Consider the following 21,194-nt stretch of genomic DNA (forward strand, 5'->3'; position numbering starts at 1 on the left):
AAGCCTGGTTTTCCAGGCTTCTTCTTTATGGCCGGGTGCAGAGCTGAGCGTGCTCAGCTGCTGCGCTCGACATTGAATCTGAAGCAACCGGAGTGAGTTATGGCTGGTCATTCCAAATGGGCCAATATCAAGCACCGCAAAGGGCGTCAGGACGCCAAGCGCGGCAAGATTTTCACCAAGATCATTCGTGAGCTGACTGTGGCGGCCAAGCATGGCGGCCCTGTTCCGGCAGACAACCCGCGTTTGCGTTTGGCGGTGGATAAAGCGCTGACCGCCAACATGTCGCGCGACGTGATTGATCGGGCGATTGCGCGTGGTGCCGGCAACAACGAGGCAGATAACGTTGTTGAGCTGAGCTATGAAGGTTACGCCGTGGGTGGGGTGGCGATTATCGTCGAGGCCATGACCGATAACCGTAACCGCACGGCTGCGGAAGTGCGCCATGCCTTTACCAAGTGTGGCGGCAACCTAGGCACCGATGGCTCGGTGGCCTATATGTTTGACCGCAAGGGGCAGTTGAGCTTTGCCTCGGGTGTCGACGAGGACGCGCTGATGGAGGCGGCGCTGGAAGCCGGCGCCGACGATGTGGAGATGGGTGAAGAAGGTTCGGCGCTGGTATCAACCAGCTTTGCTGATTTTCATGCCGTTAACGAGGCGCTCAGTGCGGCAGGTTTTAAGCCTGACGACGCGGAAATCGCCATGATCCCCTCGATCAGCTCGCCGATTACCGATCTGGAAACCGCGCAGAAAGTCATTAAATTGATCGACATGCTGGAGGACCTCGACGATGTGCAGGAGGTCTACCACAACGCTGAAATTCCTGACGAGATCATGGATCAGCTTGGCTGAGCATCGACGTTTTTAACCAGGCCGGAAGTATTTGGGATGTTAATCCGAAAGCTTCCGGCTTTTTTATGGGAGGTGACCGGGTGACGCAGGCGTGGGCTGGCTCTATACTCGCCAACTGGATAAATAGACAGTGTGCCGGCTGAGTTGGCGGGTACCTTGAGTGGGCGGTAAGGCATGACCCTGATTCTCGGCATCGACCCCGGTTCGCGCATTACCGGTTATGGCGTGGTGCGCGATAACGGTCGTAATTGCGAGTATGTCGCGTCTGGTTGTATTCGTACGGGCAATGGCTCCATGCCGGAACGTCTGCAGGTGGTGTTTCGCGGTGTACGCGAAGTGATCGAGACCTACGGGCCGGTGACCATGGGCATCGAGCAGGTCTTTATGGCGCGTAACCCAGACTCCGCCCTCAAGCTCGGTCAGGCGCGTGGTGTGGCCATTGTCGCCGGAATCGAGTTGGGGCTGGATATCGCCGAATACACGGCAACTCAGGTCAAGCAGGCCATCGCTGGAACCGGTGGTGCGGACAAAGAGCAGGTGCAGATGATGGTCATGCACCTGCTTAAGTTGGTGCAAAAGCCGCAAATCGATGCCTCAGACGCGCTGGCGATTGCCTTGTGTCATGCCCACCACCGACAGAGTCTTATCCCGCACGGTTTGGTGGGTGCTAAACGGCGTGCGGGTCGCCTTCGTTTGTAACGTAACTTTTAAGGAAAGCAGCGGTGATCGGACGTTTGCGCGGCACCCTGGCGGAAAAGCAGCCGCCTCATGTGATTGTGGACATAAATGGTTTGGGTTATGAGTTGGAAGTGCCCATGACCACGCTGTACCGTTTGCCCTCGGTGGGCGAGCCGCTGACCCTGCACACCCATCTGGTGGTGCGTGAAGATGCACATCTGCTTTATGGCTTCTTCGAGAAACGTGAACGTGAGCTGTTTCGCGAGCTGATCCGCCTCAATGGTGTCGGGCCGAAGTTGGCGCTGGCGCTGATGTCGGGTCTGGAGGTCGATGAGTTGGTGCGCTGTGTGCAGGCGCAGGACACTTCGGTACTGGTGAAGATTCCGGGGGTCGGCAAGAAAACTGCCGAGCGCCTGTTGGTTGAGTTGAAAGACCGCTTCAAGGCGTGGGACGTCGTGCCGGGTCTTTCCCCGCTGGCGCTGGAACCTCGCAGCGGTGGTGCAGTCTCAAGCGCGGAGGATGATGCCGTCAGTGCACTTATTTCGCTCGGTTACAAACCCCAGGAAGCCAGTCGCGCCGTCTCGGCTATTAAGGAAGATGGTTTGAGCAGTGAAGATATGATTCGTCGAGCCCTTAAGGGAATGGTCTAGTGCTAGAAGCTGATCGCCTGATTACCGCCACCTCCCGCGACCGTGACGAGCAAGTCGATCGCGCCATACGTCCGCTGAAGCTGGCTGAATACATTGGCCAGCCCAGCGTGCGTGAGCAGATGGAGCTGTTTATTCAGGCTGCCCGTGGGCGCAGTGAGGCGCTTGATCACACGCTGATATTTGGCCCGCCCGGTTTGGGTAAAACCACCCTGGCCAACATCATCGCCCAGGAAATGAATGTATCGATCAAGAGCACGTCTGGCCCGGTGCTCGAGCGGCCGGGTGATCTGGCGGCGTTGCTGACCAATCTTGAACCAGGCGATGTGCTGTTTATCGATGAAATTCACCGCCTTTCTCCGATTGTCGAGGAAGTGCTGTACCCGGCCATGGAGGACTTCCAGCTCGATATCATGATCGGCGAAGGCCCGGCGGCACGCTCGATCAAACTTGATCTGCCGCCTTTTACCCTGGTCGGCGCCACCACCCGTGCCGGCATGCTGACCAATCCGCTGCGTGACCGGTTTGGTATCGTCCAGCGGCTTGAGTTCTACAACACCGAAGACCTGAGCACCATCGTCATGCGTTCGGCGGGGATTCTCGGTTTGTCGATTGAGCCGCGGGGTGCGTTCGAGATCGCGCGGCGGGCGCGTGGAACGCCACGTATCGCCAACCGTTTGTTGCGCCGAGTGCGTGATTTTGCCGAAGTGCGTGGGCAAGGCGACATCACCCGTGAAATTGCCGACCTGGCGCTGAACTTGCTGGACGTCGATGAGCGTGGTTTCGACCACCAGGATCGACGCCTGCTGTTGACCATGATCGAGAAGTTCGATGGTGGCCCGGTGGGTGTTGATAACCTGGCTGCGGCCATCAGTGAAGAGCGTCACACCATTGAAGACGTGTTGGAACCCTATCTAATTCAGCAGGGCTATATCATGCGCACCCCTCGCGGACGAGTGGTTACCCGGCATGCCTACCTGCATTTTGGTCTGAATGTGCCAAAGCGCATGGGCGAATTAGTGGTAATGGAGCAGGTTGGTGGCGCCACCGAGTAAGAAAAAATACTTGCTGTACCCAATTGGCAAGACCGAGAGCTAGGACTAGAGTATGCGCGCGCAAAACGGAGTTCAGCCGTTCGCCTTTCGTTGTCGAGTTTATTTCGAAGACACCGATGCGGGCGGCATCGTCTACTACGTCAATTACCTCAAATTTATGGAACGGGCTCGTACCGAGCGCCTGCGTGATCTGGGCTTTCTCCAGTCGACGTTGGCCGAGGAGGGCCTGTTGTTTGTTGTGCACTCGGCTGAAGCGCGCTATCACGCGCCAGCCAAGCTCGATGATGAGCTGGTGGTAAGCGCTGAAGTAATCGAATTAAACCGTGCCAGCCTGCGTTTTCGTCAGCAAGTCAGGCGGGCAGCGGATGATGTGTTGCTCTGTGAAGGGCAATTTATGGTGGCCTGTGTGCGCGCCGACAATTTGAAACCCCGGGCTATTCCCCAAACTCTGCATGCGGCCTTTGCCGGGCAGGGTGGCGCGGGTACATCTAGAGCAGGAGAGTAAGCGTGGAAGCCAACGCCGTTGACCACATGTCGATGTGGAGTCTGATCAGCAACGCCAGCCTGGTGGTGCAACTGGTAATGCTGACGCTGGTGGCCGCATCGGTCACCTCGTGGGTCATGATCTTCCAGCGTACGGCTTTGCTGCGCGCGGCCAAACGTGCCCTGGATAACTTCGAGGAGCGTTTCTGGTCGGGTATCGACCTGTCCAAGCTCTACCGTCAGGCTGGCAGCAATCCTGACCCGGACTCCGGGCTGGAGCAGATTTTCCGCGCTGGCTTCAAAGATTTCTCGCGCCTGCGTCAGCAGCCCGGTGTTGACCCGGATGCGGTGATGGATGCCGTCGCGCGGGCCATGCGTGTGGCTATCTCGCGTGAAGAAGAAAAACTCGAGCAAAGCCTGCCTTTCCTCGCCACTGTGGGTTCTACCAGTCCGTATATCGGTCTGTTCGGTACCGTCTGGGGCATCATGAACTCCTTCCGCGGGCTGGCCCAAGTGCAGCAGGCCACCCTGGCCACTGTGGCGCCGGGTATTGCCGAAGCGCTTATCGCCACCGCGATTGGTTTGTTTGCGGCGATTCCTGCGGTTATTGCCTACAACCGTTTTGCTGCGCGCGGCGAGATGTTGATCGGCCGTTACTACACCTTCGCCGACGAGTTCCAGGCAATTTTGCACCGTAAAGTCCACACCAGCGACGACTAAGCCTTAGGCATTCTCAATACAGGTTTTTAAGCCATGGCCAGAATTCGCAACAGACGCAAGCCCGTCGCCGAGATGAACGTGGTGCCCTACATCGACGTGATGTTGGTGCTGCTGGTGATCTTTATGGTGACCGCGCCGATGCTCAACCAAGGGGTTAAGGTCGATCTGCCGAAAGTCAGCAGTGAAGCCTTGCCGCAAGACAACAATGCCCAGGTGCTGACCATCTCGATCAAGGCCGACAAATCCTACTACTGGAATATGGGCACCGAGGTGGATGTCGATACCGTGCAGGACAAGGCATTGACGCTGGAGGAGATGACCCGTGCGGTAACTGCGATCATCAACCAAAGTCGTGCCACCGGTAAGCAGGTGCAGGTGTTCGTACGTGGTGACAAATCCGTTGACTACGGCACGGTGATGGCGGCCATGGGCGGCCTGCAGCAAGCTGACGTGGGTAACGTCGGGCTGATTACCGAGGCCCCCTGATGCAGTACCAGCGCGAGCGTTCGTCCTCGGAAAGTCTGTTTTGGCCTGTGGTCTGGGCTGTGGCGCTGCACGTCATCATGTTTGCCATGCTGTTTGTCAGCTTTGCTTTTGCTCCGGACCTTCCGCCGGCCAAGCCGGTGGTGCAGGCAACCTTGTACAAATTGCAATCGCAGAGTCAGGCCACCACCCAGACCAACCAGAAAATAGCCGGTGAAACCAAGAAGACCACTGCGCCGGTGTACGAAACCGAACAGCTTGAGCAGAAGAAAGCCGAGCAGGAAAAACTAGCGGCCAAGGCGGCGGAACAAAAGAAGGCGCAAGAGGCTCAGAAAGCACAAGAAGCTAAGAAAGCCGATGCCCAGAAGAAGACTGCAGAGGCCAATAAGGCGGCAGAGCAGAAGAGGTTGGCTGACGTAGCCAAGAAGAAAGCCGCTGACGAGGCTGCAAAGAAAAAAGCCGCTGAAGACGTTAAGAAGAAGGCCGCCGAAGACGCCAAGAAAAAAGCAGCAGAAGAGGCGAAGAAAAAAGCCGCCGCTGAAGCTGCAAAGAAGAAAACCGCTGACGATGCCAAGAAAAAAGCCGCGGAGGCTGCTCAGCGTAAGGCTGTAGAAGATAAAAAAGCCGCTGCGCTGGCCGAGTTGTTGTCTGAGGATGTGGGTCGCCAGCAGGCCATGGCCGATACGGTCGGTGATGAAGTGGCCGGCAGTCTGGATGATTTAATTGTCATGCTCGTAAGTCAGCAGTGGCGGCGTCCGCCTTCTGCGCGTAACGGCATGAGTGTAGAAGTAATGATCGAAATGTTGCCCGATGGCACCATTACCAATGCTAGCGTGACGCGCTCGAGTGGCGACTCGCCTTTTGATAATTCGGCCGTACAAGCGGTGCGCAACGTCGGCCGTATTGCTGAAATGCAGCAGCTGGACCGCGCCACTTTTGATCGCCTTTACCGGCAGCGTCGCGCTGTCTTCAAACCGGAGGATTTAGGTCTGTGAATACCCTGATGCGTATTGTTCTGCTCGGTCTGACCTTGCTGGTCGGCTCCGTTCAGGCCGCTGACCCGCTGGTGATTAGCAGTGGCACCGACCGTGCTACGCCCATCGCCGTGGTGCCTTTTGGCTGGCAGGGCGGCAGCGTGTTGCCTGAGGACATGGCTGAAATCATCGGCAATGACCTGCGCAACTCTGGCGTTTTCGAGCCGATCCCGCGGCAGAACATGATCAGTTTGCCGACGCAGGCAGCTGAAGTGATCTACCGCGACTGGCAAGCGCTTGGTGCGCAGTACGTGTTGGTCGGCAGCATCGTGCCAAACGCCGGTCGCCTGCAGATTCAGTTTGGCCTGTTTAACGTCACCACCCAGCAGCAAGTCATGACCGGCAGTGTCGGTGGTGGCGTTGATCAGCTGCGTGACATGGCGCACCACATCGCCGATCAGTCTTACGAGAAGCTCACCGGCGTCAAAGGCGCGTTTTCCACGCGCATGCTCTATGTAACGGCTGAGCGCTTCTCAGTGAGTAACACCCGTTACACCTTGCAGCGCTCCGACTATGACGGCGCGCGCGCGGTCACCTTGCTGCAGTCGCGTGAGCCGATTCTCTCGCCGTCGTTTGCCCCGGACGGTCGCCGGATTGCCTACGTGTCGTTCGAGCAGAAGCGTCCGCGGATCTTCGTTCAGCACATCGATACTGGTCGTCGTGAGCAGGTCACCAATTTCGAAGGCCTGAACGGTGCGCCATCTTGGTCGCCGGATGGCAATCGCCTGGCTTTCGTGCTGTCGCGTGATGGTAATCCCGAGATTTATGTGATGGACATGGGCACTCGTCAACTGCGGCGGGTCACCAACCAAGCGTCTATCGATACCGAGCCGTTCTGGGGCAAGGACGGCCAGACGCTGTATTTCACCTCGGATCGTTCCGGTAAGCCACAAATCTACAAAACCAACATCAACGGCGGCGCGGCTGAGCGAGTGACCTTTATTGGTAACTACAACGCTAACCCGAAGCTGTCTGCTGATGAGAAAACCCTGGTGATGATTCATCGCCAGGATGGTTACACCGTGTTCAAGGTGGCTGCACAAGACCTGCAGCGCGGCAATTTGCGGATACTTTCAGATACCAGTCTGGATGAGTCGCCTACTGTTGCGCCCAACGGCACCATGGTAATCTACGCCACCCGCCAGCAGGGCCGGGGAGTCTTGGTATTAGCGTCCACCAATGGACGTGTGAGGCTCCCTCTTCCTACCGCTCAAGGCGAAGTTCGAGAGCCTTCTTGGTCCCCTTACCTGAACTGATGCGGCGCTACACCGTTGTTTGTTTGAAATACTGCTTAACACACTGGGGTTCATTAGGAGTTACATGATGGAAATGCTGAAATTTGGTAAGTTCGCTGCACTGGGTTTGGCTCTCGCCGTGGCTGTAGGTTGTTCCTCCAAAGGCGGCGACGCTGCTGGCGAAGGCGCGATCGATCCTAACGCTGGTTACGGTGCCAACACTGGCGCTGTTGATGGCAGCCTGAGCGAAGAAGCTGCTCTGCGCGCTATCACCACTTTCTACTTCGAATACGACAGCTCCGACCTGAAGCCAGAGGCCATGCGCGCTCTGGACGTGCACGCCAAAGACCTGCAGGGTAATGGCGCTCGCGTAGTTCTGGAAGGCCACGCTGACGAGCGCGGTACTCGTGAATACAACATGGCTCTGGGCGAGCGTCGCGCCAAGGCTGTGCAGCGTTACCTGGTACTGCAGGGCGTTTCCCCGGCTCAACTGGAACTGGTTTCCTACGGTGAAGAGCGTGCAATCGCCACTGGTAACGACGAGTCCTCGTGGGCTCAAAACCGTCGCGTCGAACTGCGTAAGTAATTCGATATGCGAACGTGCCGCCGTGCTTTAACCGTTTTGGCGCTCAGCCTGCCGCTTGCGGCGTGGGCTGAGGTTCCCGTGGTGGATAACAATGCCGGTTACGGCAGCAGTTATCCGCCTGCTGGTTACGGTACGTCCGGCACCTACGCGGAGGCAGGGGCTGCGGCTCCTGTCTCGGCGCAGGGCATGCTGTTCAACCAGTTGCAGCAGATGCAGCAAGAGATCGCGCAACTGCGCGGTACGCTGGAAGAACAACAGAATGAAATTCAGCGTTTAAAACAAGAAAGCCTGGAGCGTTATCAGGACCTTGATAAACGTCTGAGTGGTGGCGCAGCAGCTGCTGCAGTCAACCAGAATTCTTCAGCCGCTGGTGCGATCAATGCCAACGGTACGCCGACCCCGCCAGTCGCGGGGCAGTCGGCCAGTAATGAAGCGGCCGATCCGGCTAAGGAAAAGCTGTTCTACGAAGCGGCTTTTGACCTGATTAAGGCCAAGGATTTCGATAAGGCCAGCCAGGCGTTTGCCGCGTTCCTGCGTAAGTACCCGAATAGTCAGTACGCGGGTAATGCACAGTACTGGCTGGGTGAGGTGAATCTAGCCAAGGGTGATCTGCAGGGGGCTGGTCAGGCTTTCGCAAGGGTCAGCCAGGCTTACCCGAGCCACGCCAAGGTGCCGGACTCACTGTTCAAGCTTGCCGATGTAGAGCAGCGTCTCGGTAACAGCGACAAGGCTAAGGGGATTTTGCAGCAGGTGATTGCGCAATACCCGGGCAGTTCCGCCGCGCAGTTGGCGCAGCGCGACTTGCAGCGCTTGCCGTAAAGCTGAGTCAGCAGTCAATAAACCCGCGCCATGCGCGGGTTTTTTATGGTCTCCGTTTATGGCGCTCGCGCCTCGGGCTAACGCTGCGCAGTGTTAGATTTTCGCCCGGCGCATTTTTCGTATACAATCCGCGGCCCTTTTCCCGCAACGGAGGCGGACAGCCTGTTTAGCTGTTACGCCCGTGGCTGATATGCAATATACCCTGCGAATTACCGAGATTTTCTACTCGCTGCAGGGCGAGACGCGCACCGCCGGCTTGCCGACTGTGTTCGTCCGCCTGACCGGCTGTCCTTTGCGCTGCCAATACTGCGACACCGCCTATGCCTTCAGTGGTGGCGAGCTTATGTCGCTGGATGCCATTGTTGAGCAGGTTGCCGGCTACAGGCCGCGTTATATCTGTGTGACTGGTGGTGAGCCGTTGGCGCAACCTAATTGTATTGCGCTGCTCAAGCGGCTGTGCGATGCCGGCTATGAAGTGTCGCTGGAGACTAGTGGCGCGCTGGATGTGTCGGCGGTCGATCCGCGAGTGAGTAAGGTGCTTGACCTGAAAACCCCGGGCTCGGCGGAAGTCACACGCAATCGCTATGAGAATATTGCGCTGCTGACACCTAATGATCAGGTGAAGTTCGTCATCTGCTCGCGCGAAGACTATGACTGGGCGGTGAGCAAGCTGATCCAATACGGCTTGGATGCGCGCGTCAGTGAGGTGCTGATGTCGCCGAGTCATCATGAGTTGGATGCGCGCTCGCTGGCTGAGTGGATCATTGCCGACAACCTGCCAGTGCGCCTGCAAATGCAACTGCACAAAATCCTCTGGAATGACGAGCCGGGACATTGATATGAGCGATAAAAAAGCGGTAATTCTGCTGTCTGGTGGCCTCGACTCGGCCACTGTGGTGGCGCTGGCCAAGGCCGATGGCTACAGCTGCTACACCATAAGTTTCGATTACGGCCAGCGTCACCGTTCAGAGTTGCAGGCCGCCGAGCAGGTTGCTCGCCAGTTGGGTGTCATCGAGCATAAAGTGATTGGCTTAAACCTCAATGGCATGGGCGGCTCGGCGCTCACCGATGCCAGTATTGAGGTGCCGGAAGGCCCGAGTGAAGGGATCCCGGTGACCTACGTGCCGGCGCGTAATACCGTATTCCTGTCCCTGGCGCTGGGTTGGGCTGAAGTGCTGGGCGCGCGGGATATTTTCATCGGCGTCAATGCGGTGGATTACTCGGGATATCCGGATTGCCGTGCGGAATTTATCGAGTCCTTTGAGCGTATGGCCAATCTGGCCACTAAGGCGGGCGTGGAGGGGCAGGGCTTCCGGATCCAGGCACCGTTGCAAAATATGAGTAAGGCGGAAATTGCCCAGGCCGGTGTTCGGCTTGGGGTGGATTACGGGTTGACTGTTTCCTGCTACCAGGCGGATGAGCAAGGGCGTGCGTGTGGTAAGTGCGACAGCTGCCGTCTGCGTGCTGCCGGTTTTGCGGCGGCAGGGCTCGCTGATCCTACGCGTTATTTCTGAAATTTTTTCTGCTGGGTGTTGAAATCCTGAATTAAATCAGTATTATACGCCTCGCAGCGGGTCGTTAGCTCAGTTGGTAGAGCAGTTGGCTTTTAACCAATTGGTCGTAGGTTCGAATCCCACACGACCCACCATATTTCCTTCTTCGGAAGGACAAGAAAGCCTGAAAGTTCTGATTAAAGGAATTTTCAGGCTTTTTTTTATCTGTAACTTTTATCTCGACCATCCCGCCTGCTCTGCCGCCAGCTGACGGGTATACTCGAGTGCCGCGCTGATAGACCTTCACAGGGCCTGATGACATGACGCAGATTTCCGAACGCCTGCTGGTACAAGCTCACCTCGATGCCAAGCAGCCCAAGCCGCTGACGCCTGAGCAAGAGGCTTTTTACCGTGCCGAAATCGCTGCTGAGCTAAAAAAGCAGAACGCGGTACTGGTTGCACACTATTACTGTGACCCGGTGCTGCAAGCTCTGGCCGAGGAGACCGGTGGTTGCGTTTCCGACTCGCTGGAAATGGCCCGCTTTGGCAATCAGCATCCCGCGCAGACGGTGCTGGTGGCTGGGGTCAAATTCATGGGTGAGACGGCGAAGATTCTCAACCCGGAGAAGCGTGTGCTGATGCCGACGCTGGAGGCGACGTGCTCGCTTGACCTGGGTTGCCCGGTGGAAGAGTTCTCGGCGTTCTGTGATCAACACCCGCAGCGCACGGTGGTGGTGTACGCCAATACCTCGGCGGCGGTGAAGGCGCGTGCGGACTGGGTGGTGACATCCAGTTGCGCGGTGGAAATCGTCGAGCACCTGATGGACAACGGCGAGAGCATCATCTGGGCACCTGATCAGCATCTGGGGCGGTATATTCAGAATAAGACCGGTGCTGACATGCTGCTGTGGGATGGCGCTTGCATTGTCCACGAGGAGTTCAAGTCCAAGCAGCTGGAAGACATGATGGCGCTGTACCCAGATGCAGCGGTCCTGGTTCATCCCGAGTCACCGACGGCAGTGATCGATTTGGCTGATGCTGTGGGTTCGACCAGCCAGCTGATTGCCGCCGCGCAGACGCTGCCGAACAAGACTTTTATCGTTGCTACCGATGCCGGCATCTTCTACAAAATGCAGCAGCTGTGCCCGGATAAAGAGTTTATTGCTGCGCCGACCGCTGGTAATGGCGCAGCCTGCCGCAGTTGTGCGCACTGCCCATGGATGGCGATGAATACCCTGCAGCGCACTCTGGCGTGCTTGCGCGAGGGCAGTAATGAGATATTTGTCGACCCGGCGCTGATCCCCAAGGCGATCAAGCCGCTCAAGCGCATGCTGGACTTCACCCATGCGGCGCGACTCAAGCTGAGTGGTAACGCTTAAGCGAGCAGCAGAAAAAAGCCAGGCATTTGCCTGGCTTTTTTGTGTCTAGCGCAGCATCTGTTCGATGATGCGTTGCTCCTCTATCAGCTCCCGCTGCCTGGCATCGATGCGTGACGCCAACTGGAAATTGTTGCTGGCGCGGCGCTTGGCGTAATCGAGCTGTTCCAGCGCCTGCTTGTAGTCGCCGATCAAGGCGAAAAACTCACCGCGGGCCTGGTGCAGGCCAATGGTATTGCCGCTCAGACCACGCACTTCTGCCACCTGGTACCAAACGTCTGGATCGTTGCCGCGACTTTTCAGCATCTCGTCGAGCGCACGCTCCGCCTCTTGGGTGCGTGCTTGTTTGATCAGCAGATCGATGTGCGCTTGATTAACCGGATAGTTGCTGGGGTAGAGGGTCAGCAGCCGGCTAATGCGGTTTTGCGCCTCGGCAAGACGGTTTGTGGCCATGTCCAGTTCAACTTGGGCCAGGTTGTAGCTGACGTCGTTGGGTGTACTTGCAAGCAGTGGTTGCAGGGATTCGCGGGCCTGTTTGTGTTGGCTGCTTTTCAGTTGCGCAATGGCCAGGCCGTAGCGAGCGGCCTCCATGTTTGGGTTTTCGTCGAGCATGCTACGAAAACGCTTGGCGGCAATCCCTGGTGTTTCTTCGTAGATCAACTGCACGCGGGCGCGCATCAGCTGGTAGCGCACGCTGTCGGTGGTGCCTGTGGTTGTGTATTGCTCGGCGCGGTTGCGGGTGTCGGCGATGCGCGACTCCGACACTGGGTGGGTCAGGAGGAACTCCGGCGGCTTGCGGTCGTAGCGATATTGGCGCATTAAGCGTTCGAACATACTGGGCATGGCGCGCGGGTCGAAACCGGCTTTCTCCAGGTTGACCAGGCCAATACGGTCGGCTTCTTGTTCGTTCTGGCGCGAGAAGCGCCGCTGTTCCTGCATCGCCGCCGCCTGGGTGGTGGCGATTGCCGCGATCCCCAGGTCGCCGGCACCGGCGGCAGCGGCGACAATGCCGGCCAGCATGCCGGCCATCACCGGGATCTGCATGCGTTGCTGAGCTTCCAGGCCGCGAGCAAAGTGGCGCTGTGACAAGTGCGCCAGTTCGTGGGCCATGACCGAGGCATACTCGGCTTCGGTCTGGGCATACAGGAACAGGCCGCCATTGACCCCGACAATCCCGCCGGGGGCGGCAAAGGCGTTGATCTGCGGGCTGTTAAGCAGGACGAACTCCAGGCGACGGTCTTGCAGCTGGCTGGTTTCACTCAGCCGATACACGCTCGTCTCGATGAAGTCCTTGAGTTGCGGGTCATCGAGCTGGCTGACCTGGCCGCGCACCAGGCTCAGCCAGGCGCGCCCTAGCTGGTGTTCTTGCTGGGGCGAGACGATGGAAGAACTGGCGTCGCCAAGGGAGGGCAGGTTACTCGCTATGCTGGGGGCTGCCAGCAGGCAGGCAAGCGTCAACAGGGTGGGGCGCAAAAGGCTCATGCACAAAGCTCGCGTCGAACAAAGGCGATACTGTAGCTGCCTGGCTGCGGTGCTGGCCAGGGTTGTGCAGCCTTGGTTATCCTTGCGGCCCTCCTGGAGTAGATAAATGACTGATATGCACTGGCGTGCCGAAGACTTCGACGCGCAACTTGATGCTTGTGGCCTCAATTGTCCGCTGCCTTTACTCAAGGCCAAGCTGGAGCTCAATCGTCTGGCCAGTGGCGAGGTGCTTATGGTTACGGCTACCGATGCCGGCTCGCAGCGCGATTTTCGTGCATTCGCGAGCCTCGCCGGGCATGGTTTATTACGTGAAGAGGTCGAGGGCGGCGTGTACCGTTATTGGTTGCGCAAGGCATAGCGCCGCTACGATCAGTGCTGATGTTAAATCGTTATAAATACACTGTTGTCCGGGTAGGGAGTCACGATGTTCAAGGTGTTTCAGGATTGGCTACACCGTTATTTTTCCGATGAGCAGGCGGTGGTGTTGGCGCTGCTGCTGATCGTCGGCTTTGCTGCCATTCTGACTTTGGGCGGCATGCTGGCGCCGGTGTTAACTGGCATGGTGCTGGCGTTTCTGATGCAAGGGTTGGTCAATGCCTTTGAGCGTTTGCGTCTGCCCCAGGTGGTGGCAGTGTGGCTGGTGTTTACCCTGTTTATGAGCATGCTCGCGCTGTTTTTGCTGGTACTGATGCCGCTGCTTTGGCAGCAGTTGAGTACCCTGTTCAATGAGCTGCCGCGGATGTTGGGCGAGTGGCAGTCGCTGTTTCTATTATTGCCGGAGCGCTATCCGACGCTGATCACTGATGCGCAGGTGCTGCAGCTGATCGAGGTGGTGCGCGGCGAGGTTGGCAAGTTCGGCCAATGGGCACTGTCGTTTTCCCTGTCCAGCTTGCCGATGCTGGTCAGCATCATGATTTACTTGGTGCTGGTGCCAATTTTGGTGTTCTTTTTCCTCAAGGATCGTGAGCTGATTGGCGCATGGTTTCGCAGCTACTTGCCGCGTGAGCGGTCGCTGATCACCCGCGTGGCACAGGAGATGAACAAGCAGATTGCCAACTACATCCGTGGCAAGGTTATCGAGATCATCATCTGTGGCGTGGTCACCTATGTGGCGTTTGCTTACTTGGGGCTTAACTACGCCGCGCTGCTGGCATTGTTTGTCGGCTTGTCAGTGGTGGTGCCGTATATCGGCGCGGTGGTGGTGACAGTGCCGGTGGCGCTGATTGGCTTGTTCCAGTGGGGGTTGGGGGACCAGTTCATCTACCTGATGGTGGTCTACGGCATTATTCAAGCGCTGGACGGCAACGTTCTGGTGCCGCTGCTGTTCTCCGAGGCGGTCAACCTGCACCCTGTTGCGATCATTTGTGCAGTGTTGTTGTTTGGCGGCCTGTGGGGGTTCTGGGGCGTGTTCTTTGCCATTCCGTTGGCCACCTTATTCAAGGCGGTCATCGACGCCTGGCCGCGCAGAGAGCAGGTGGCATCCAAATAAGTTGTAGGCAAGAAAAAGCCGGCCAAAGGGTCGGCTTTTTCTTGCGTGAAGCCTTAAGCCTTATTCAGCGCTTGGGCTGCAGCCAGCACAGCATCGACATGGCCCGGCACTTTAACGCCACGCCACTCCTGGCGCAGTACGCCGTCTTTGTCGATCAGGAAGGTGCTGCGGTCGACGCCTAGATATTCCTTGCCGTAGAGTTTTTTCAGCTTGATCACCTCGAACAGCTGGCAAACAGCTTCATCCTTGTCGGAGATCAGCTCGAAAGGAAATGCCTGTTTGCTCTTAAAGTTCTCGTGAGACTTGATGCCGTCCCGGGATACGCCAAATACCACGGTGTTGGCGGCTTGAAACGCTGGGTATTGGTCGCGAAAACCCTGGCCTTCGGTGGTGCAGCCGGGGGTGCTGTCCTTCGGGTAGAAATAGATCACGACCTGCTGGCCCTTGAGTGCGGACAGCTCAACAGTTTGACCGCTGGTGGCCTGTGCTTGGAAATCGGCAACCGGGGTATCGAGTGCTACGGCCATAACGCGCTCCTTTATGGGGTCTGTGGACGCCAAGGTTCTATCAAAGCATCCAGATTCAAGGCATCGGCGAAGTCGAGAAACTGATCGCGCAACCAGCTGATCTGCGTACCGGCGGGTAGCGTCACGGTCAGTGTGGTGTTGAGCATGGTGCCGCCGGTTTGCGGAGCCTGGTAGGTGTCGCAGGTAAGGTTCTCCAGCTCGACGTGATGGTCGATAAAGAACTGGCACAGCTCATTGAGAATGTCCGGCCGGTAGACCGAGCTGACATACGCTACATAAGGCAGTGCTTGCGGGCGGCTGTCGGACGCGGCGCTGCGAATTACGTTTGCCGTGAAGCTGTGTTTCTTCGCCAGTGCTGGCAGGCTCGACTCAAGGCGCGCCAGCGCATCCCAGCTGCCGGATATTTGCAGTACCAGTGCGCTGTATTCGCCATGGCGGCTCAGGCGGGTGCTGACCACGGCGCAACGGTTCTCGTGACTGGTGCGGCAGAGCACGTTAGTCAGCTCCATGGCGTTGCGGCCAAGGGCGCTGATAAGCAGGAATTGTTCGCGTACTGGGGGGGTGGACATGCAGCCTTCCTAAACAATAAAGGGTCGGCCTGCACGGGCAGTGCCGATCAAAGGCCGAAGGGTAGCGAAAAGCATCGCTTAGGGGAATGCCAACGGTCTGGGCGGGTGAGGATTGTGCCGCGGTTGAGCAATATAAATTGTATGCACGCCGCGACGGTACTTCGCCTTGTGCAAGGCAGGTGGCCCCAGTACCATTACCGCTCTCTTTTTCCGGCAGGAGCGGTTGCATGATTGCGGGCAGTATGGTGGCACTGGTTACGCCCATGGATGCACAAGGTGGTCTTGATTGGGACAGCCTTAGCAAACTGGTGGATTTCCACCTGCAGGAGGGCACCAACGCCATCGTCGCGGTCGGCACTACGGGTGAGTCCTGCACGCTTGATGTGAACGAACACATTGAAGTAATCCGCCGCGTCGTTGATCAGGTGGCTGGGCGTATCCCGGTCATCGCCGGCACCGGCGGCAACTCCACCCGTGAGTCGGTCGAGCTCACCCGCGCAGCCAAAGATGTCGGTGCTGATGCGTGCTTGTTGGTCACGCCGTACTACAACAAGCCGACTCAAGAAGGGCTGTATCTGCACTTCCGCCACATTGCCGAGTCAGTTGCCATTCCGCAGATTCTCTACAACGTGCCGGGCCGAACCGTCTGCGACATGCTGCCGGAGACGGTCGAGCGGCTGGCTAAGATCGATAACATCATCGGTATCAAGGAAGCCACCGGCGATCTGCAGCGCGCTCAGGAAGTACTGGATCGCGTCAGCAAGGATTTCCTTGTGTATTCGGGTGACGATGCCACGGCCGTTGAGCTGATACTGATGGGCGGTAAGGGCAATATCTCAGTGACCGCCAACGTTGCACCGCGCGCCATGAGTGATATGTGTGCTGCTGCCATGCGCGGTGAAGCGGCTATCGCCCGCGCCATCAATGATCGCCTGATGCCCTTGCACAAGTCGTTGTTTATTGAGTCCAACCCGATTCCGGTTAAGTGGGCTCTACATGAGATGGGTTTGATGCCGGACGGTATCCGTCTGCCGCTGACCTGGCTCAGCCCGCGTTGTCATGAACCGCTGCGTCAGGCCATGCGCCAGTCCGGCGTATTGGTTTAATTGAGGAATTACGACGCATGAAGCGACTCACCGGACTCTCAACACTGGCTCTGATCATCGCTAGTACCAGCGGTTGTGGCTGGATTTATGGCGAAAACGGCTATTTCCGTGATCGTGGTAGTGATTACCTCGAAGCCCGCCAGACGGCCACCATGCAGATGCCGGCAAATGTGCAAGCCAAGCGTATCGACCCACTGTTGCCCGTGCCGCAGCAGGTAGCGACCACTACGGATAAAGGTGAGTTCACCGTGCCGCGCCCGCAGTCATTGGCGGTAGCAGGCAATGCCAGCGAGTTCAGCCTGCAAAAGAGCGGCGAGTCGCGCTGGCTCGTAGCGCAGCGCGTACCCGCAGAAGTGTGGCCGGTGGCGCGCCAGTTCTTTACCGATAATGGCTTTCAGATTGCTGAAGAGCGTCCGCAAACCGGTGAGTTCAGCACTGGCTGGCAGCATTTTGATGCCTTGTCCGAATCTATGGCGCGTCGCCTGAGTGGTCGTTTATCGAGCGCGACTCCAGACGCGGAAACCCGCGTGCGGGTGCGTATCGAGCCTGGTGTACAGCGTAATACCAGTGAAATCTTTGTGGTCAGCGCTGAGCGTCCGGCCGGCAGTACGGCCGACGTGGCATTCACCAATCGCAGCAATAATCCGAGTCTGGACGCCGCGCTGTTGGATGAAATGCTTGTCACCCTGGCGCGCAGTGCTGAGCAGGGTGGCTCGGTATCGCTACTTGCCGCTCGCGACTACGACGCACCTAACCGCGTCAGCCTGTCCGAAGACGGTAACGGCAACCCGGTGCTGAGCCTGGGTGCCGACTTTGATCGTGCCTGGTCCGGTGTGGGCCGCTCCCTGGAAATGGCCGATGTGCGCATCGACGACATCAACCGCAGCCTAGGCGTGTACTACATCAACCTGGCAGAGCGGGCGCAAAAGCCGGACGATAAGCCAGGCTTCTTCGGCAAGGTTTTTGGCAGCGAAGCGAGTAAGGAAGAGATCGACGCCCGCGCTGAGCGCTATCAGGTTCGCCTGACAGGTGTTGGCGATAGCGTGCAGGTCACTGTGGAAAAAGACCTCAACACCATTGCCCCAGCTGATGTGGCGCGCAAGGTGCTTGACCTAATCCAGGAAAACCTTGGCTGACAGCAGGCAACTGCTGCACCGGCACTATTAATAGGCGAAACCCGACGGGTTTCGCCTGTTTTGTTTACCAAAGGCGGAAATTTCGACATGAGTACAGCCACTACTTTAAGCCTGAAAAAAATCTATTCGGGCAAAGTCCGCGACCTCTACGAGATCGACGACAAGCGTATGTTGATGGTCGCCACTGACCGCCTCTCTGCGTTCGACGTGATCCTTGCTGAACCAATTCCGGAGAAGGGCAAGATTCTTACGTCTATCTCCAACTTCTGGTTCGACAAACTGGCGCACTTGGTGCCCAATCACTTCACCGGTGACAAGGTCGAAGATGTGGTGCTGGCTGCTGAATTACCGCTGGTCGAAGGTCGTGCTGTGGTTGCAAAGCGTCTTCAGCCTGTGGCGGTCGAGGCGATTGTGCGTGGCTATATCGTTGGCTCCGGCTGGAAGGAATACCAGAAGAGCGGCACCGTTTGCGGTATTCAGTTGCCAGCCGGCCTCAAAGAAGCTGCCAAGCTGCCGCAGCCAATTTTCACCCCCTCGACCAAGGCCGCCGTGGGCGATCACGACGAGAACATCTCCTTCGCCCAGTGCGAAGCGATCATTGGTGCTGAACTGGCTGCCAAAGTGCGTGACACCTCGATTGCGCTGTACAGCGCAGCGGTTGAATACGCCGCTACACGCGGCATCATCATTGCCGACACCAAGTTCGAGTTTGGTTTGGATGAGGAGGGCACGCTGACACTGATGGACGAAGCTCTGACCCCGGACTCCAGCCGCTTCTGGCCGGCTGACAGCTATGAAGAAGGCAAGAATCCGCCAAGCTTCGATAAGCAGTATGTGCGTGACTGGCTAGAGTCCACTGGCTGGAATAAAGAGCCGCCAGCCCCTGCCGTGCCTGCAGATGTTGCTCAGAAGACTGCAGATAAATACCGCGAAGCCCTGACGCGACTGACTGTATAAATCGCTTTGTACGTTTGAAGATTTGGGTGTCGACAACAAGGTGGCCAATGCCCTGCGCATGAGTAGGGCAGTTGTTCTAACCCAAATAGCGTATTCGAGATCGTTTAGTTGAGCTGCTCAAGGCTATCAGCCTGGTAGCAGGGGCTAGCCGCAGTGTGAATTATGGTAGGCGGCGTTCCCCTTCAGGTCGGCTTGGAGTGCGGCTTTGAGCTAAGCATTGCGGCCTGAACTGACTTGGACAGATCCACTGGTATCGTAAACGGATACTGCCTTTCCGGTAGGCGAGAAAAAGCCCCGTAACTCATTGAGTACGGGGCTTTTTTGTATGGCGGGACGATAGGGGTTGAACGCTACTGTGTCCGCAGCTGTTTTACTCTGATAGTTGAGCAGGCCAGAAAGTGAATATGAAGCTGCACGCAGCAAATCTAATTACTTAGTAATGGCTGCGATCACCGAGATCTCTACGAGCAACTCCGGACTGGCCATCTTGGCCTCGACACAGGCACGCGCAGGGGCGAAGCCTGACGGAACCCAGCTGTCCCAAACGCTGTTCATCTCGGCAAACAGGCTCATATCCTTCAGGTAGATGGTGGCTGACAGCAACTGCTCACGATTGCTGCCAACCGACTCCAGCAGCGCATCGACCTTAGCCAGCATGGTGCGGGTTTGCTCCTGAATGCCGGCGCTACGATCTTCTGCGACCTGGCCACAGAGATAGGCGGTCTGGTTATGTACGACGACTCGGCTCATCCGCGCGGCTGTTTCATATCGTTTAATGCTCATGAGATTCCTTTGCTAAATCAGCGTGATGTGAAAAGTTATTGTTTCTCAGTGCCCTCAACTGGCGAAGACAGTTCCCCCAGAGCCGATTTTCGCCTGTTGTAGCTGGCAGAGTTAGACCAAAAGCAGGAAATCGCACAAAGCAGATATTCATCCTGATGATCGTCAGATTTCGATGACATTACACGCCAGTGATGAGCGCGGTTCAGCTAACTCTAAACGAACCATGGCTATGCCGCTGAGTTGGAGGTTAAGTGGTGGAGGCGAATATGAACGACTCGTCTGCAACCGAGGCTGCTAAGCCTTATCCGCTTTGCCGGCCGCGGCGGCAAATTTCGCTAGGCTGATGTCCAGAAAACGTGGCCGCCTGCCGTGGTCTTCGGCCTGTTCCTTGCGTCGAACAGCGTTACGCACCATCAGCGAGCCAAGGTAGCGAACCGGTTCCGGGGGGAAATAGCCGAGCGGGCCATTGAGCAGGGGCGAGCGCGTCCACTCGTTATCCAGGCCCAGCACCATCGAGGACAGAATCTGCCCGCCCATATGGCAGGGGCCGACGCCACTTCCCGAGTAGCCAAAGCCGTAGAAAATATTACTCGCCTGCTCCAGCCGACCAAAGAACGGCAAGCCGGTGACCGAACGATCCGAGGGGCCGTTCCAGGTTGACTCGATGCCGACGCCTTCGAAAGCCGGGAAGAAATCGATCAGGGTCTTGCGTAGCAGGCCCTCGTAGGGCGACGGCTGGTCAAATACCGGCAGCATGCGCCCGCCATAGGCGAAGGTGTTGCCGCCTTTGCCGAGCATGATTCGGCCGTCTGGAGTGTTGTGGTAGTAGTGCACGAAGATCCGTGAGTCGAGCACCGTCACGCCGCTGGTCAGGCCGATTTTCTTCAGTAGATCCGGACGTGGCTCGGTGATGATCATGTCGCTGGAAACGATCGCCACACTGCGCTCGAACTGCGCTAAGGTGCTGGCCATCCAGGCGTTAATCGCCAGTACCACGCGACTCGCCTTGATCTGCCCATGGGCCGTGACCACGGTGGCCGGCAATCCCTCGTTGAGCTTGGTCATGGGCGTGCCTTCATACAGGCGCACGCCTAGAGCCAGGGCAACTCGGCGCAGGCCGCGGACCAGCTTACCGGGCTGCACACTGGCCGCCGCCGGCGAGAACCAACCCTCCAGGTGTTTATTAGATCCGGCCAAGCGCTGCACGTCGGCCAGTGGGCGCCTGCTGAACGAGTTGATGCCGTTGCGCTCTAGCGCAGCGATAACGCCGTCGGTGGCGCCGACCTGAGCGAGGTTGGTCGCGGTATAGAGCGTGCCGTCGAGGCGGTAGTCGGCATCCACCCCGTACTTCTGGCAGAAATCACCGATGGCGTAGATGCTCTGCTCCGAGGCTTTAACCAGGCGGATGGCTTCCTCTACCCCGAACAGACGCTCTAGGGTGAAGTACTTGGCCGACCAGGACAGCGCGCAACCGCCATTTCGGCCGCTGGCCCCGGCGCCGCAAATGTCGGCCTCGATAATCACCACGTCGAGCTCGGGGTTCTGCTCCTTGAGCATGATCGCCGTCCACAAGCCGGTATAGCCGCCGCCGACGATGCAGACATCAGCCTGGATGTCCTGCCGTAGAGGTGCACAAGGTGCAGAGGTATCTTGTTGCAAGGCTTGGTCGAGCCAGTAAGGTCTCATC

Annotated in this window: 24 protein-coding genes and 1 tRNA gene; 20 read left to right on the forward strand and 5 right to left on the reverse strand. The window is 57.7% G+C overall.

What is annotated here, in order from left to right:
* The first annotated feature begins 99 nt into the window (after positions 1-99).
* The 15 genes from Q0V31_RS13490 (at position 100) to nadA (ending at position 11,461) form a co-directional block, all read left to right on the forward strand.
* Positions 100-849: a YebC/PmpR family DNA-binding transcriptional regulator gene (locus Q0V31_RS13490; RefSeq protein ID WP_298188286.1), complete on the forward strand. Its 750-nt coding sequence runs from the start codon at positions 100-102 to the stop codon at positions 847-849.
* A gap of 174 nt (positions 850-1,023) precedes the next feature.
* Positions 1,024-1,548 carry a crossover junction endodeoxyribonuclease RuvC gene (gene ruvC, locus Q0V31_RS13495; protein ID WP_298188287.1) on the forward strand — a complete coding sequence of 175 codons (525 nt, stop codon included), beginning with the start codon at positions 1,024-1,026 and terminating at the stop codon, positions 1,546-1,548.
* Between the two features lie 23 nt (positions 1,549-1,571).
* Positions 1,572-2,177: a Holliday junction branch migration protein RuvA gene (gene ruvA, locus Q0V31_RS13500; RefSeq protein WP_298188288.1), complete on the forward strand. Its 606-nt coding sequence runs from the start codon at positions 1,572-1,574 to the stop codon at positions 2,175-2,177.
* Positions 2,177-3,229 (forward strand): Holliday junction branch migration DNA helicase RuvB, encoded by a 1,053-nt coding sequence (gene ruvB / locus Q0V31_RS13505; protein ID WP_298188289.1) that lies wholly within the window; start codon positions 2,177-2,179, stop codon positions 3,227-3,229. The genes ruvA and ruvB overlap by 1 nt, the downstream gene beginning before the upstream one ends.
* A gap of 52 nt (positions 3,230-3,281) precedes the next feature.
* Positions 3,282-3,734 (forward strand): tol-pal system-associated acyl-CoA thioesterase, encoded by a 453-nt coding sequence (gene ybgC / locus Q0V31_RS13510; RefSeq protein ID WP_298188290.1) that lies wholly within the window; start codon positions 3,282-3,284, stop codon positions 3,732-3,734.
* A 2-nt stretch (positions 3,735-3,736) separates the two neighbouring features.
* Positions 3,737-4,432 carry a protein TolQ gene (gene tolQ, locus Q0V31_RS13515; RefSeq protein ID WP_298188291.1) on the forward strand — a complete coding sequence of 232 codons (696 nt, stop codon included), beginning with the start codon at positions 3,737-3,739 and terminating at the stop codon, positions 4,430-4,432.
* A gap of 33 nt (positions 4,433-4,465) precedes the next feature.
* Complete coding sequence (gene tolR / locus Q0V31_RS13520; RefSeq protein WP_298188292.1) at positions 4,466-4,918, forward strand: protein TolR; 453 nt, start codon at positions 4,466-4,468, stop codon at positions 4,916-4,918.
* Entirely contained in the window at positions 4,918-5,910 is a 993-nt protein-coding gene (tolA, locus tag Q0V31_RS13525) for a cell envelope integrity protein TolA (protein ID WP_298188293.1), read from the forward strand. The genes tolR and tolA overlap by 1 nt, the downstream gene beginning before the upstream one ends.
* Entirely contained in the window at positions 5,907-7,205 is a 1,299-nt protein-coding gene (gene tolB / locus Q0V31_RS13530; RefSeq protein ID WP_298188294.1) for a Tol-Pal system beta propeller repeat protein TolB, read from the forward strand. Before tolA ends, tolB begins: the two co-directional genes overlap by 4 nt.
* 67 nt (positions 7,206-7,272) lie before the next feature.
* Positions 7,273-7,770 (forward strand): peptidoglycan-associated lipoprotein Pal, encoded by a 498-nt coding sequence (pal, locus tag Q0V31_RS13535; RefSeq protein ID WP_090237783.1) that lies wholly within the window; start codon positions 7,273-7,275, stop codon positions 7,768-7,770.
* A 6-nt stretch (positions 7,771-7,776) separates the two neighbouring features.
* Positions 7,777-8,589: a tol-pal system protein YbgF gene (gene ybgF, locus Q0V31_RS13540; RefSeq protein ID WP_298188295.1), complete on the forward strand. Its 813-nt coding sequence runs from the start codon at positions 7,777-7,779 to the stop codon at positions 8,587-8,589.
* Positions 8,590-8,779: 190 nt separating this feature from the next.
* Complete coding sequence (gene queE / locus Q0V31_RS13545; RefSeq protein ID WP_298188296.1) at positions 8,780-9,427, forward strand: 7-carboxy-7-deazaguanine synthase QueE; 648 nt, start codon at positions 8,780-8,782, stop codon at positions 9,425-9,427.
* 1 nt (position 9,428) lies between these two features.
* Positions 9,429-10,103: a 7-cyano-7-deazaguanine synthase QueC gene (gene queC, locus Q0V31_RS13550; RefSeq protein ID WP_298188297.1), complete on the forward strand. Its 675-nt coding sequence runs from the start codon at positions 9,429-9,431 to the stop codon at positions 10,101-10,103.
* 58 nt (positions 10,104-10,161) lie between these two features.
* Positions 10,162-10,237: transfer RNA gene (locus Q0V31_RS13555), tRNA-Lys, on the forward strand.
* 165 nt (positions 10,238-10,402) lie between these two features.
* Positions 10,403-11,461, forward strand: a complete 1,059-nt coding sequence (gene nadA, locus Q0V31_RS13560) for a quinolinate synthase NadA (RefSeq protein ID WP_298188298.1) — start codon at positions 10,403-10,405, stop codon at positions 11,459-11,461.
* Positions 11,462-11,506: 45 nt separating this feature from the next.
* Here the strand turns inward: nadA and Q0V31_RS13565 are convergent, their stop codons facing one another.
* Complete coding sequence (locus Q0V31_RS13565; RefSeq protein WP_298188299.1) at positions 11,507-12,940, reverse strand: M48 family metalloprotease; 1,434 nt, start codon at positions 12,938-12,940, stop codon at positions 11,507-11,509.
* 106 nt (positions 12,941-13,046) lie between these two features.
* Between Q0V31_RS13565 and Q0V31_RS13570 the strand changes: the two genes are divergently transcribed.
* Positions 13,047-13,298 carry a sulfurtransferase TusA family protein gene (locus Q0V31_RS13570; protein ID WP_298188300.1) on the forward strand — a complete coding sequence of 84 codons (252 nt, stop codon included), beginning with the start codon at positions 13,047-13,049 and terminating at the stop codon, positions 13,296-13,298.
* A 66-nt stretch (positions 13,299-13,364) separates the two neighbouring features.
* Positions 13,365-14,429: an AI-2E family transporter gene (locus tag Q0V31_RS13575; RefSeq protein WP_298188301.1), complete on the forward strand. Its 1,065-nt coding sequence runs from the start codon at positions 13,365-13,367 to the stop codon at positions 14,427-14,429.
* Between the two features lie 53 nt (positions 14,430-14,482).
* On the opposite strand, the gene Q0V31_RS13580 is transcribed toward Q0V31_RS13575, so the two are convergent.
* Together Q0V31_RS13580 and Q0V31_RS13585 are read right to left on the reverse strand one after the other, a co-directional pair.
* On the reverse strand, positions 14,483-14,956 hold the full coding sequence (locus Q0V31_RS13580) for a peroxiredoxin (protein WP_298188302.1): 474 nt from the start codon (positions 14,954-14,956) through the stop codon (positions 14,483-14,485).
* Between the two features lie 11 nt (positions 14,957-14,967).
* The gene (locus Q0V31_RS13585) at positions 14,968-15,525 is read right to left on the reverse strand and encodes a glycine cleavage system protein R (RefSeq protein ID WP_298188303.1); all 558 of its coding nucleotides are present in this window, start codon (positions 15,523-15,525) and stop codon (positions 14,968-14,970) included.
* 227 nt (positions 15,526-15,752) lie between these two features.
* Here Q0V31_RS13585 and dapA point away from each other — a divergent pair, with 227 nt between their 5' ends.
* The 3 genes from dapA (at position 15,753) to Q0V31_RS13600 (ending at position 18,724) form a co-directional block, all read left to right on the forward strand.
* A complete protein-coding gene (gene dapA, locus Q0V31_RS13590; protein ID WP_298188304.1) occupies positions 15,753-16,631 on the forward strand; it encodes a 4-hydroxy-tetrahydrodipicolinate synthase in 879 nt (292 codons plus the stop codon).
* A gap of 17 nt (positions 16,632-16,648) precedes the next feature.
* Complete coding sequence (gene bamC / locus Q0V31_RS13595) at positions 16,649-17,767, forward strand: outer membrane protein assembly factor BamC (RefSeq protein WP_298188305.1); 1,119 nt, start codon at positions 16,649-16,651, stop codon at positions 17,765-17,767.
* Positions 17,768-17,854: 87 nt separating this feature from the next.
* A complete protein-coding gene (locus Q0V31_RS13600) occupies positions 17,855-18,724 on the forward strand; it encodes a phosphoribosylaminoimidazolesuccinocarboxamide synthase (protein WP_298188307.1) in 870 nt (289 codons plus the stop codon).
* Between the two features lie 429 nt (positions 18,725-19,153).
* On the opposite strand, the gene Q0V31_RS13605 is transcribed toward Q0V31_RS13600, so the two are convergent.
* A complete protein-coding gene (locus Q0V31_RS13605; RefSeq protein ID WP_298188309.1) occupies positions 19,154-19,507 on the reverse strand; it encodes a RidA family protein in 354 nt (117 codons plus the stop codon).
* Positions 19,508-19,801: 294 nt separating this feature from the next.
* On the reverse strand, positions 19,802-21,193 hold the full coding sequence (locus Q0V31_RS13610) for an FAD-dependent oxidoreductase (protein ID WP_298188310.1): 1,392 nt from the start codon (positions 21,191-21,193) through the stop codon (positions 19,802-19,804).
* Between the last annotated feature and the right edge of the window lies 1 nt (position 21,194).

It is taken from the genome of uncultured Pseudomonas sp., from assembly GCF_943846705.1.
Lineage (GTDB): Bacteria > Pseudomonadota > Gammaproteobacteria > Pseudomonadales > Pseudomonadaceae > Aquipseudomonas.